Source organism: Streptomyces sp. DH41 (assembly GCF_029813785.1).
Lineage (GTDB): Bacteria > Actinomycetota > Actinomycetes > Streptomycetales > Streptomycetaceae > Streptomyces.
Genome location: NZ_JARVKY010000017.1, coordinates 30,050 through 42,596, shown reverse-complemented (window position 1 = coordinate 42,596; position 12,547 = coordinate 30,050). Strand labels below are relative to the sequence as shown.

Genomic DNA, 12,547 nt, shown 5'->3' with positions numbered 1-12,547 from the left:
CACGACGGGACTCGGCGCCAGAGCCAGAGGCCCGGCAATGAGAGGCAGGGCCCCATGACCGAGACCCAACGGACCTGGACCGAGGCGGAGTCGGCGCGCTACCGAGCCGCCGGACACTGGCAGGGGAAGACCTTCGGCGCCCGTCTGCGCGAAAGCGCGGCCGGCCATGGAGGGCGCGTCGCCCTGGTCGACGGCGACCGGCGGTGGACCTACGCGGAGCTGGACGCCGAGGCGGACCGTGTCGCCCGGGGACTGGGGGGACTCGGGATCGGGCGGGGTGACCGCGTGGTGCTCCAGCTCCCGAACCGCGCGGAGTTCGTGCTCGTGTGGTTCGGGCTGCAGCGGCTCGGCGCCGTACCGGTGCACGCCATGCCGGGCCACCGGCGCCGGGAGATCGGCCACCTGGTGCGCGTGGCGGGTGCCGTGGCCTGTGTGGTGCCCGACCGGCACGCCAGGTTCGACCACCGCGAACTGATGCGCGAGGTACGGGCGGAGCAGGGGCCGGACGGCTCGCTGCGGCACGTGGTCGTGGTCGGGGAACCCGGCACCGGCGACGGCTTCGTCTCCTTCGAGGCGTTGCGGACGCAGGCGCCGTCCGCGTCCGGGCCCGGCTCCGACGACGGCCGGGCGGACGCCGCCGACATCGCTCTCCTGCTGCTGTCCGGCGGCACCACGGGACTTCCGAAACTCATCCCGCGCACCCACGACGACTACTCCTACAACGCGCGGGCCTGCGCGGAGGTCTGCGCCCTCGACGCGCGGACCGTGTACCTGGCGGTGCTTCCCCTCGGGTTCAACTTCACCTTCGCCTGCCCCGGTGTGCTGGGCACCCTCATGGCCGGGGGAACCGTCGTCGTCGCGCCCGACCCCAGCCCGCAGACGGCGTTCGCCCTCGTCGAGCGGGAGGGCGTGACCCTGACCTCGCTGACCCCGCCGCTCGTCCCCCACTGGATGGACGAGGCGGAGTCGGGTTCCTGGGACCTCGGGAGCCTCTCGGTGGTCCAGGTCGGCGGGGCGCGGTTGCCCGAGGAGCACGCCCGCAAGCTCGGGCCGGCGCTCGGGGTGACCGTGCAACAGGTCTTCGGCATGGCAGAGGGCCTGATCAACCTCACCCGCCTCGACGACCCCGAGGACCTCGTCCACGCCACCCAGGGCCGGCCCGTCTCGCCGGACGACGAGGTGCTCGTGGTGGATGCCGACGGCAGGCCCGTGCCGGACGGTGCGGCGGGTGAGCTGCTCACCCGGGGTCCGTACACCCTGCGTGGCTACTACCGCGCCGAGGAGCACAACCGCACGGCGTTCACCCCGGACGGCTACTACCGGTCCGGAGACGTGGTGCGGCGTCTGCCGTCCGGTCACCTCGTGGTGGTGGGGCGGATCAAGGACCAGATCAACCGTGGCGGCGAGAAGGTCGCCGCGGTCGAGGTGGAGGAGCAGCTGCTGGCGCATCCCGCGATCACAGCGGCGGCGCTGGTCGGTATGCCGGACGAGCGATGGGGTGAGCGGTCGGTCGCCTTCGTCGTCTGCGCGGGCGCGGCTCCCGGCACACGGGAGGTCGCCGCCCTCCTGAAGGAGCGCGGGCTGGCCGGGTACAAGGCGCCGGACGAGGTCGTCCAGGTTCCCGGTCTTCCGCTCACCCCGGTCGGGAAGGTCGACAAGGCGGCACTGGCCCGGCTGTTGCCCCGGCCGTAAGGCGTGGCGCGGAGGAGCCCCCGGCGACCGGGGCGCTCCTCCTGCCGGCCGTAAGACGTCCTTCACCGCCGCCGGTCCGGTGCGGCGAGGACGCCATCGCCGGCGTATGCCAGCAGTTCTCTGGTGACGGGGTGCTCCGGGGCCGTCAGCACCCGGTCCACGGGGCCGGCCTCGACCACCCGCCCCGCGTCCAGGACGACGACCCGCTCCGCGCCGCGGGCGGCGGCTGTCAGGTCGTGCGTCACCATCACGACCGTCACTCCCAGCGTGCGCCGCAGCGATTCCAGCAGGTCCAGGACCCCGCCGGCCGTCTCCGGGTCCAGCGCGGAGGTGATCTCGTCACAGACCAGGACACGCGGCGCCGCCGCCAACGTCCGGGCCAGCACCACGCGTTGACGCTGGCCTCCCGACAACTCCCCTGGCCGGCGTGCCAGCACTTCCGCGCCCAGCCCGACCAGGCCGAGCAGTCGTACGGCTTCACGGGAGGCGTCGGCGGCGGACCGGCGCCGTACTCCTGTGAGGGGTCGCGTGAGCGCGGTGCCCACGGATTCCCGGGGGTTGAGAGCGCCCCGGGCGTCCTGCGCGACGAGCTGCACCGCCGCACCGCGCCCTCGCTCCGCGTCCGCCTCCCGCCACTCGACACTCCCCCGCGCGGGCCGGTGAAGCCCCGCGAGACACCGGGCGAGGGTGGTCTTACCGGAACCGGAGGGACCCACGACGGCGGTGCAGGAGCCTGCCGGGACGGTGAGGGAGATGTCGCGCAGCACGGAAACACGCCCATGGACCGCGTCCAGCCCGCGCACGGACAGCCCTCCGTCCCCACCGGTACTCCGCGCGCTCCGCGGGCCGTGGCCGCCGGACGGGGAGCCCACGGGCGGGGGCAGGGCGGGCATCGGCGCCTTCGGCGCCCCGGCGCCGACCATCCGGCCTTCTTCCAGGCGGATCACCTCGTCCGCCACGGACGCGACCCACGCCGGGTCGTGGCTGACCAGCAACGCGGCGCGCTCCCCGTCGGACAGGACCTCGGCCAGCAGGCCGCGCATCCCGTCCGCCAGGACCGTGTCCAGACCACTGGTGGGCTCGTCGAGCACCAGCAGACCGGGCGTACCTGCCAGGGCGAGGGCGAGGGCGACCCGTTGGGCCTGCCCTCCCGACACCTGCCGCGGCAGCCGCCGCCAGAACGCCCGGTCGGCCGGCAGCCGAACGGACAGCAGCAGCTCCTCGACGCGCGCACGGACCTCGTGCGCACGCCTCGCGGACGAACGCAGGCGCACCGCCTCGGCGATCTGCGTGCCGATCCGGAGTGCGGGGTTGAGCGAGGAGGCGGGGTCCTGCCCCAGGTAGGACACCACCCGCCCCCGCAGCCTGCGGGCGTCCGCGCGGTCGAACGGGTCGAGGCCGGCCACCCGGACGGTGCCGGCCCGGACCTCGAGGCCGGGGCGGACATGCCCGAGCAGGCTGTACGCCAGGCTGCTCTTGCCCGATCCCGACCTGCCCACGATCCCCAGTACCCGTCCGCGCGGCAGCGACAGACCGGCGTCGTGCAGGACGGGCGGGCCGCCGGCCACCGGGCCGAGGGACAGCCCGCTGATCTCGGCGAGCGGGTCCGCCCCCGACGGGCGTGCGCTCACGTGGCCGGTCACGCGGCCCCCCTTCCCACCGTGTCCGCCAGCCGTCCGGCCAGCAGGCCGACGCAGACGGAGAGCAGTACGAGCAGCAGGGCCGGAGCGAGGAAGGGCGTGGCGGCCAGTGTGGCCCCGGGGACGTTCTCGCTCACCATGCGTCCCCAGTCGGGCGCCGCTCCTCCCTGTCCCAGGCCGAGGAAGCCCGCGGTGGCGGTGAGGTGCAACGAGGCGACCAGGCGCAGCGCGGTGTCCATGAGGGCCGGTCCGGCGATGTTGGGCAGCACGTCGTGGCGCAGCACGGCCCGCCGGGTGTCGCCCCGGGCGAGAGCCGCCTCGACGTACCCGCTGCTGAGGACCGTGTCCGCCGCGGCCCGCAGCACCCGCGTGGAGAAGGGGGCGGTGGCCAGGGCGACGGCTGCCACGAGGGCGGCGTCGCTGCCGGGGAATCCGGCGGCCAGGACGAGGACGACCAGGAGGGCGGGGAGGACGGCGAGGGCGTCCACGCAGCGGACCAGCAGGTCGCCCAGCCGGCGGGACACCATGGCCGCCAGGACGCCGGCGGTCATCCCGGCGGCGCCGGCCGCCGCCGTTCCCGCCAGCGCGGTGAGGACGATGGTGCGGCCGCCGCTGAGTACCCGGCTCGCCACGTCCCTGCCCAGCACGTCGGTGCCGAGGAGGAACCGTCCGTCCGGTTGCTGGAAGGGCGCCGCGAGCTGCGCGGTGGGGCTGTGCGGCGCGGCCAGCGGGCCCAGGAGCGCGAGGAGGAGTACGAGCAGGGTGACCGCCCCGGTGAGCAGTGGCGGTCGGCGGTGCCCGGGCGTGCCGGGCCGGCCGGGGCGTGCCCGGCGGCGCGGTGGTGTCAGAGCCGTCGTCATCGGCCGTGCGCCTCCCGTGCCCCCAGCAGACGCGCGCAGATGTCACCCAGCAGCAGCACCACGAGCATCACCGCGACCAGGGCGGTGGCGACGCCCTGCACCATCGGTACGTCTCGTGCCGCGACGGCCAGTTGCAGCTCCCGGCCGATTCCCGGGTAGTCGAAGACGTTCTCCACCACCACCGCGGAGCCGACCAGTGCCCCTGTGGTGAGGGTGAGTGCCTGCACGGCCGGTCCGGCGGCGTTGGGCAGGATGTGGCGTACCGCGAGTCGCACGCCGCGCACACCGTTGAGCCGTGCGGCCTCGCAGTACGGTGTGGCGGCGGCGTCCGCGACGGAGGCCCGCAGCAGCCTGGTGGCCACCGCGAGTCCGACCGCGCTGAGCGTCAGTACGGGCAGGACCAGCGCGTGCGGGACGTCGAGCGGTGTACCTCCGAGAGGGATCACGGAGACACGCGGGAGGACCTCCAGCCACACCGCCAGGACCGCGACGAGCAGCGCGGCGACGACGAACTCCGGTACGGCGGCCAGGATCTGGGCGGACGTCGAGACGACACGGTCGGCGCCGCCGCCGCGCAGCCCCGTCCACAGGCCGAGCAGCGCGGCGAGCGGCGCGGTGACCGCGAGCGTCAGTCCGGCGAGGAGCAGGCTGTTGGGCAGGCGGGTGGCGAGGACGTCGGTGACCGGCCGCTCCCCCACGAAGCCGTTGCCCAGATCCCCCCGGACCGCGTCGGCCGCCCAGTCCGCGTACCTCTCGGCGGCGGGCCGGTCCAGCCCGAGTCCGGCCCGGACCTCGGCGCGTTGCGTCTCGGACGCGTCCACGCCGGCGACCGCGCTGACGGCGTCCCCGGGGAGGACCGCCGTGGCCGCGAAGACCGCGGCCGACAGCAGGACGAGCAGGACGGCGGCCCCCGCGAGGCGACGGGCGGCGAAGGCGAGCAGGTTCACGCCAGCGACGCCCGGGAGAAGCCCGGGAACTGCTCGAAGAGATCGTCCCGGATCCCGTCGACCCCCTTGGCCTGGGCGTTCAGGTTCGGTTTGAAGACCGGCAGCACCTGGTTGCCCTCTTCCCAGCGTGTTCGCTGGGCCTGCGTGCCCAGCTTCCTGGCCTGCGTTTCGTCGCTCTCGGCGCGTGCCTTCGCCACGAGGGCGTCGGTCCCGGACTTCTTCCAGCCGAACGCCGACGGCGATCCGCCCGCCGTGTTCATCTGGTACGTGGACAGTGCGGGGATGGGCATCTGGTACGAACCGGCCAGTGGCAGCGCCGAGTACGCGGGGAAGTCGGCGTAGAGCTGACCCGCGGGCAGTTCGCGGACGGACGCCCGTACACCGATCTTCTTCAGGTCCTCGACGAAGAGGGCGGCCATCTCCACCATGCCCGGGGTCTCGGGGCCGGTGGTCAGCCGTACCTTCATCCCGTCGGCCCCGGCCTCCTGGAGGAGTTGGCGGGCCCGCTCGGGGTCGTGGGCGCGCTGGGGGATCCCGTCGGCGTAGTCGGGGAAGCCGATGGAGGGCAGGTCGTTGCCGATCTCGGCGTTGCCGTAGAACACGGTCTTCACCATGGCCTGACGGTCGATCGCGAGTTTGAACGCCTCCCTGACCCGCGGGTCGTCGAAGGGCTTGACGCTCATGTTCAGCTGGAAGGAGAGACCGACCAGGTAGGGGCTCTTCGTGGGAGCGAGTTCGGCCTTCGCGTCGTCCGCGAGCGTGCGCGCGGTGACCGGCGAGAGGTCGTGGGCGAAGTCGATCTCCCCGCCCGTGAGCGCCCCCGCCCTGGCCGTCGAGTCCGCGATCGACCGCAGCTCCAGGCCGTCGAGGTGGGGCACGTGACCGTAGTGGTCGTCGTAGCGCTCGAACGCGGAGCCCTGGCCGGCCGCGAACTCGGTCAGCCGGAAGGGGCCACAACTGGGCATGCCCTTACGGAAGTCGCTGGTGCCGTCCTTGACGACGAGGAAGTTGCCCTGGCAGAGGATCAGCCGGCCGTCGGCGATGGGCCGCAGGGTGGGCAGTACGACCTTCAGGGCCCCGTCGGCCTTGGCGCGCGCGAGGTCGAAGTTGGCGGCGGCGAGCCGGTACACGGGCAGCTTGCTCTTGGCCGCGAGCGCGCTGAGCGAGTGCAGGATGTCGGCGGAGGTCAGTTCGGATCCGTCGGTGAAGCGGACGCCGGGCCGTATGTGCAGCGTGTAGGACGACAGGTCGTCGGAGATGTCGATGCCCTTGAGCACGCCGTAGCGCACCCCGTCGGGACCGCTGGGATCGAGGTTGCCCAGGGTGCCGTGCCACGCCCGGGCACGCACGAGATCCAGTGCGGAGGGGCCGTTGAAGAAGTCGAGCGTCTCGGAGGCGCCGCCGCCGACGAAGGCGGCCCTCAGCGTGCCGCCCGAACGGGGCGAGGAACCTGATCCGGGCTTCCTGGCGGAGTCGGGCTCGTCGGTGGAGCACGCCGCCAGCAGGCCGGGTCCCACCGCCAGAGCCGCGGCGCCCGCCGCGCCGCGACGGAGGAAGGCACGGCGGTCGATCTGTCTGGACATGCTTCTCCTTGACGTTCTGCTGAGCTGAACCGAGCACCGGGAGATACCGGCGGCGCGTGAGGTGAGGCCCGACGCGGGCGGGTGGCCGTGGACGAGCGCGCGTACGGACAAGCCGTACCGTCCCCCGCGGTGGCCCGTAGCCGGTCCGGCCGCCGGCTACCGCAGGGTGAGGGCTCCGGACGGGCAGGCCCGTACGGCCTCGCGTACCGCGTCCGACTGGGCCGCCGACGGCCTCTCGGCGAGGACGCGCACGAGCCCGTCGTCCTCGTCCTGGTCGAAGACGGCCGGCGCGGCGAGCACGCACTGCCCCGCCCCGACGCACCGATCCCGCTCGGCGCTGACTCTCCCGGCTTCGAACGCCTGGCCTGGCAAGGTCATGAGGGCCCCTCCCCTGTAGCCGCCGACGCGACCGACATGCGGCAGTCAGACAGTAATAACAAACGACTACCATTTTCAACTAGTCGCCGACCTTCACCCCCGCGCCGGCGATCGCGGCATGCCGCCACGGTGGGCCCCGTTCGAATCCTTGGTGGAAATGATTACCATGTGCGACGCACGGCGCCAAGTAGGCCCCATCATGAAAACGATTGTCATCGTGCTACGGTCGTCGCACGCTCAACCATTGACCGGCCCTTTACCCGGAGTGACCCGTGCGCGTCCCTGCCCGTCTCCTGCCCCTCCCCGCGGCACTCGCCGCCTCCGCCCTGCTCACCGGCTGCTTCGCGTCCACGGAGGCAACCGGCGCGGACGCGGGCGAGCGGCTCCGCGTCGCGATGATGCAGCCACCGCGTTCCGGTTTGTCCCCGCTCTCCGACGACGCCTTCAAGCTGTCCCGTTGGTCGACGGCGGAGACGCTCGTGAAGCTGGACGCGGACGGCGATGCCGAGCCCGCGCTCGCCACCGGGTGGAAGCAGTCCGGCCGGAGCTGGACCTTCACTCTTCGTGAGGGTGTCACCTTCCACGACGGTACGAAGCTGACCGCCGAGGCCGTGGTCCGCTCTCTGACCCGGGCCACCGGCGCCTCTCCCAAGCCCCGCATTCTCGACGGCGTCGAGCTGACCGTGAAGGCCGTGGACGCCGCCACCGTGGTCCTCACCACCGCCGAGGAGGACCCCTTGGTCCCCCAGCGGCTCAGCTCCCCCCAGTTGTCGATCCTCTCGGCGAAGGCGTACCGGGGGAAGACGGTGAACCCGGTCGGCGCCGGCACCGGCCCGTTCGAGCTGACCGAGGTCAACGGCACCTCCTCCGCCGCCCTCGACCGCTACGACGGCTACTGGGGCGGTACGGCCAAGGCTCCCGGCATCGACGTCACGTTCGTGCCGGACGGCACCGCACGCGCCGCCGCCCTGCGCAGCGGTGAGGCCGACATCGTCGAGGCGGTGCCCGTCTCGCAGGCCGCGCTGCTGGACGAGGAGCTGATCACCGAGGTCCCGATGCCGCGCACCAACACCCTGTACCTCAACACGGGGAAGGGCGCCTTCAAGGACCCCTCGCTGCGGGCGGCGGCACGGGAGGCGATAGACGCCGAGTCCATCGTGAAGGGTGTGTACGAGGGCAGGGCGGACGTGGCCGAGGGGCTGCTCGGCCCCGCGCTGCCGTGGGCGGCCGGCCTGCGCGAGCCGGTACGGCGTGCGAAGGCCGGTGATCCGAACGGCAGGGAGATCACCATCGGCACGTTCACCGACCGGGCCGAGCTGCCCGAGGTCGCCGCCGCGCTGCAACAGCAGCTGAAGAAGGCGGGATTCCAGGTGAGGCTCGAGGTCCGCGAGTACGCCAACATCGAGTCCGACGCCCTGGCGGGCGCCTTCGACGCGTTCATCCTCTCCCGGGCCACCGTCCTCGACTCGGGCGACCCGGCCGCGTACCTCTACAGCGACTTCGCCTCCGACGGCTCCTTCAACATCTCCCAGCTGGCCGACCCCGCCGTGGACAAGGCCCTGAACAAGGCGGGTGCGACGCCGACGGGTGAGGCCCGCCGCCGGGCGGTCGTCGACGCCGAGGCCGCCGTGCTCGCCACCGACGCGGCCGTGCCGATGCTCCATGAGCGCGTGATCCAGGGCGACGCCGCCGACGTGGTCGGCGCGGCCCACGACCCGCGTGAGCGAGAGCTGATCACGCTCGACACCCACGTCGAGTGAGGCCGTTCGCAGCGGGGGCGACCCGCGCCGTCTCACTGCTCGCCGTGCTGGCCGCCGTCGGCCTGCTGCCCTGGCTGTCCGGCCGGGACCCGGCCCTGACCGTGCTGCGCGCCCGCTCCGCCGAGCGGGAGCCGACCGAGGAGGCGCTGTCCGCCATCCGCCGGGACCTGGGGCTGGACGCCGGCCCGCTCTCCCTGCTCGGCGACTGGGCGGCCGGGCTGGTGCGTGGCGATCTCGGCACCTCGTGGGTGTCGGGGACGGACATCCTGCCGTCGGTCGTCTCCGGGCTCCAGGTGTCGCTGGGCCTGATGGCAGCGGCGCTGACCGTGGCGGTGCTGCTGGCCGTGGCACTGGTGACGCCCGTGTTGATGCGCGGACGGGGTTCGGCCGGGGCGGTCGCCGCCATGGCCGCCGCCGTGCCCGAGTTCCTCCTGGCCACCGTGGCGCTGCTGGTGTGCGGAGTGTGGCTGGGGTGGCTGCCCACCTCGGGTTGGCAGGGTCCCGCGTACATGGTCCTGCCGGCCCTCGCGCTCGGCGTCCCGGCGGGCGGGCTGCTGGGCCGGCTCGTCGCGGACGCGCTGCCCGCCGTGCTGGACGAACGATGGGTGGAGCTGTGGCGGGGCGCGGGCGTGAGCCGTACCCGGATCTCGGCCGCCGCGCTGCGCCGTGTGCTGCCGCCGCTGGTCCCCCAGTTCGGGATGGTCGCGGTCGGCCTGACGGGGGGCGCGGTCGCGGTGGAGGCCGTGTTCGCGGTTCCCGGCATCGGACGTACCGCGCTGGGTGCGGCCAAGTCGCAGGACCTGCCGCTGCTCCAGGGTTCGGTCCTCGCCCTCCTGGCCCTGGGCCTGGTCACCGGCGCGCTGGCCGCCGTCGTACGGCGCCGGCTGCTGGGCCCCGCCCTGCGTGACGCCGGGCTCACGCTGCCCCCTGCCCGCCCGGTCCGGGCGCATCCGGCGGTGCCGGTCGTCCTCGCCGCCGTACTGCTGGCGGCGATCGGCTGGGGTCTGTTGCGCGACCCGTACGCGGTGGACACCACGGCGCGGCTGGCGTCGCCGTCGTGGGCGTACCCGCTGGGCACGGACGGGCTCGGCCGTGACGTACTGGCCCGGCTCGGGCACGGGGCCGCCTCCACGGTCGGTACGGCGGCGGCCGTGTGCCTGCTGAGCCTGCTGGCCGGCCTGGCGCTGGGCTTCCTGCCCGGCGTCGCGGCGGGGGCGGCGGACATCGCCAACGCCCTGCCCCCCGTGATCGTCGGCATCCTGGTCGCGGCGGTGGCCGGTCCCGGCACCGGCGGCGCGGCCCTCGCCGTCGCGCTGATCTCCTGGCCGCCCTTGGCGGCGCACGCGGCGGCGCTGGTGCAGGAGGTGCGGGCGTCGGCGTTCCTGACCGCCCAACGCGCCATCGGGGCGCGGCCCCTGTGGATCCTCACCCGGCACGTCCTGCCGTCCGTCGCGGCCCCGGTCGCACGTCATGCCCTGCTGCGACTGCCCGGCATCGCCCTCGCTCTCGCCTCCCTGGGCTTCCTGGGCCTGGGTGCCCAGCCGCCCGCCCCCGAGTGGGGGCTGCTCCTCGACGAATCGCGCGCCTACATCGAACGCGCCCCCTGGGCCGCCCTCGCCCCGGCCGCCGCTCTGGCCCTGCTGGCGGGTCTGGCCGTGTCGGGGGCGGCGTACGCACAGGGCCGGGAGACCCGGCGCGCGACCGGCCGCAGTGCACGAAAGGAGACCGCCCATGTTGTCCGAGGCACTGCTGTCGGTGCGTGACCTGCGGATCGCGTTCGGCCCCGTCGAGGCGGTTCGCGGGTTGTCCTTCGACGTCCGCCCGCGCGAGGTGTTCGCCGTCGTCGGGGAGTCGGGCGCGGGCAAGTCCCTCACCGCGCGGGCGCTGCTCGGCATGGTGCCGCGGGGCGCGACGGCCGGCGGCAGCGTACGGTTGCGCGGCTCCGCCGATCTCGCCGCCGAACGCGGGCGCCGGATCACCCTCGTTCCGCAGGACGCCTTGTCCGCCCTCTCCCCCGTCCACCCGGTCGGCGACCAGCTCGCCGCCGCCGTACGGTCCGTGCGGCGGCTGTCCCGCGGTCAGGCGCGTGCCCGGGCCGTGGCGGCGCTGGACCGGGTCGGCATCCCGGACGCCGCTCGCCGGGCGCGGGCCTACCCGCACGAGTACTCGGGCGGCATGCGGCAGCGCGCGGTGATCGCCATGGCGACGGTCAACGAGCCCGACGTCGTCGTCGCCGACGAACCGACCACCGCGCTGGACGAGGAGCGCCGCGAGCAGGTTCTGCGGGTGCTCGCCGAGCAGCGGGAGGCGGTCGGCGCCGCGCTGGTGCTCGTCACCCACGACCTGGAGGTCGTGCGGGAACACGCGGACCGCGTACTGGTGATGTACGCGGGCCGGGCGGCCGAACTCGGCCCGGCCCGGCAGGTGCTCGGCCGTCCGCGCGCCCCCTACACGGCGGGCCTGGTGGCCTCGCTCCCGCAGGACGGCCCCCGGCTCCGCCGACTGCCGGCGCTTCCCGGCACCCCGCCCGCGCCGGGCGCCGTCGGGCCGGGCTGCGCCTTCGCGCCGCGCTGCCCGCTGGCGACGGACCCGTGCCGCGACCACGAACCGGAAGCGCGGGCCGTGGACGGCCGCCTGGTCGCCTGCCATCACGCCGACGACATGACCGACCCCCTCCGGGAGTTCGTGTGAACCACCCCCTGCTGGACGTCCGCGAGCTCATCGTCCGCTACGGCCCGGTGACCGCCGTGGACCGGCTGTCGTTCACGCTGAACGCCGGTGAGACCCTCGCCCTCAACGGCCCCTCCGGCTGCGGCAAGTCCTCCACGGCCCTCGCGGTGCTCCAGCTGCGCAGGCCCGACGGCGGGACGGTCCGTTTCGAGGGGCGGGAACTGACGGCCCTGACGGAACGCGAACTGCGCCCCCTGCGCCCACGCATGCAGCCGGTCTTCCAGGACCCCTACGGCTCCCTCAGTCCTCGTCACCGCATCCGCGACGCGGTGGCCGAGCCGCTCAGGGTCCAGGGCACCTGGGACAGGTCCGACGGGCCCGCCCGCGTGGCCGAGCTGCTCGACCGGGTCGGTCTCGACCCGGCGTACGGGGACCGGCGCCCGCACGAACTCTCCGGAGGCCAGTGCCAACGGGCCGGAATCGCCCGCGCCCTGGCCTCCGCACCGCGCCTGCTCGTCCTCGACGAACCGGTTTCCGCGCTCGACGCCTCCGTGCGGGCCGGCGTTCTGAACCTGCTCTCCGATCTCCAGGACGACCTGGGCCTCGCCTACCTGTTCATCTGCCACGACCGGTCGGTCGTACGGCACTTCGCGGACCGGGTGGTCGAGATGCGGAACGGACGCGGCGTCCACACCTGACGGCGACTGTGAGAACCACTGGACCGGCAACGGCCGACGCGCACTCACGCTGACGTATTGCTGAACGACGCCCCCGGACGCCGTTCACCCGCATTCGGTTCCCGACGCGCGCGCCCGACCCGGCACTGAAAGCACCCGGAAATTCTCTGTCTGTGCACGAAAGGGCAAGGAGAATGCCCGTACGGCACTGAAAAAGGCCCGTTACGAGGACTCCCGGACGCCGGTTCTGTATTTTGCTCTCCGTCAGAACCGACCGTGCCGCTCCGTCACGTGCGCCCGCCTGGTCCCGGGCCGCAAGACGTCACCGTCACGAGACGGT

10 protein-coding genes are annotated in these 12,547 nt (G+C 73.9%); 5 read left to right on the top strand and 5 right to left on the bottom strand.

The features are described 5' to 3' along the window. Positions 1–54: 54 nt before the first annotated feature. Positions 55–1,692: a (2,3-dihydroxybenzoyl)adenylate synthase gene (locus tag QC283_RS25435; protein WP_279563995.1), complete on the top strand. Its 1,638-nt coding sequence runs from the start codon at positions 55–57 to the stop codon at positions 1,690–1,692. A 62-nt stretch (positions 1,693–1,754) separates the two neighbouring features. Here QC283_RS25435 and QC283_RS25430 read toward each other — a convergent pair whose 3' ends face one another. From QC283_RS25430 to QC283_RS25410, 5 genes are all read right to left on the bottom strand, one after another. Further along, the gene (locus tag QC283_RS25430) at positions 1,755–3,335 is read right to left on the bottom strand and encodes an ABC transporter ATP-binding protein (RefSeq protein WP_279563994.1); all 1,581 of its coding nucleotides are present in this window, start codon (positions 3,333–3,335) and stop codon (positions 1,755–1,757) included. Continuing rightward, positions 3,332–4,192, bottom strand: coding sequence for an ABC transporter permease subunit (locus QC283_RS25425; protein ID WP_279563993.1), 861 nt, complete (start codon positions 4,190–4,192; stop codon positions 3,332–3,334). Before QC283_RS25425 ends, QC283_RS25430 begins: the two co-directional genes overlap by 4 nt. Further along, positions 4,189–5,139: an ABC transporter permease gene (locus QC283_RS25420; RefSeq protein WP_279563992.1), complete on the bottom strand. Its 951-nt coding sequence runs from the start codon at positions 5,137–5,139 to the stop codon at positions 4,189–4,191. Before QC283_RS25420 ends, QC283_RS25425 begins: the two co-directional genes overlap by 4 nt. Further along, on the bottom strand, positions 5,136–6,722 hold the full coding sequence (locus QC283_RS25415; protein ID WP_279563991.1) for an ABC transporter substrate-binding protein: 1,587 nt from the start codon (positions 6,720–6,722) through the stop codon (positions 5,136–5,138). The genes QC283_RS25420 and QC283_RS25415 overlap by 4 nt, the downstream gene beginning before the upstream one ends. A gap of 156 nt (positions 6,723–6,878) precedes the next feature. After that, positions 6,879–7,100 (bottom strand): ferredoxin, encoded by a 222-nt coding sequence (locus tag QC283_RS25410; RefSeq protein WP_279563990.1) that lies wholly within the window; start codon positions 7,098–7,100, stop codon positions 6,879–6,881. A gap of 272 nt (positions 7,101–7,372) precedes the next feature. Between QC283_RS25410 and QC283_RS25405 the strand changes: the two genes are divergently transcribed. From QC283_RS25405 to QC283_RS25390, 4 genes are read left to right on the top strand one after another with little or no spacing between them, the layout of a single operon-like run. Then, a complete protein-coding gene (locus QC283_RS25405) occupies positions 7,373–8,860 on the top strand; it encodes an ABC transporter substrate-binding protein (protein ID WP_279563989.1) in 1,488 nt (495 codons plus the stop codon). Further along, entirely contained in the window at positions 8,857–10,623 is a 1,767-nt protein-coding gene (locus tag QC283_RS25400) for an ABC transporter permease subunit (RefSeq protein ID WP_279563988.1), read from the top strand. Before QC283_RS25405 ends, QC283_RS25400 begins: the two co-directional genes overlap by 4 nt. Continuing rightward, positions 10,592–11,551, top strand: a complete 960-nt coding sequence (locus QC283_RS25395) for an ABC transporter ATP-binding protein (protein ID WP_279563987.1) — start codon at positions 10,592–10,594, stop codon at positions 11,549–11,551. Before QC283_RS25400 ends, QC283_RS25395 begins: the two co-directional genes overlap by 32 nt. Then, positions 11,548–12,228: a dipeptide/oligopeptide/nickel ABC transporter ATP-binding protein gene (locus QC283_RS25390; protein ID WP_279563986.1), complete on the top strand. Its 681-nt coding sequence runs from the start codon at positions 11,548–11,550 to the stop codon at positions 12,226–12,228. Before QC283_RS25395 ends, QC283_RS25390 begins: the two co-directional genes overlap by 4 nt. Positions 12,229–12,547: the final 319 nt, after the last annotated feature.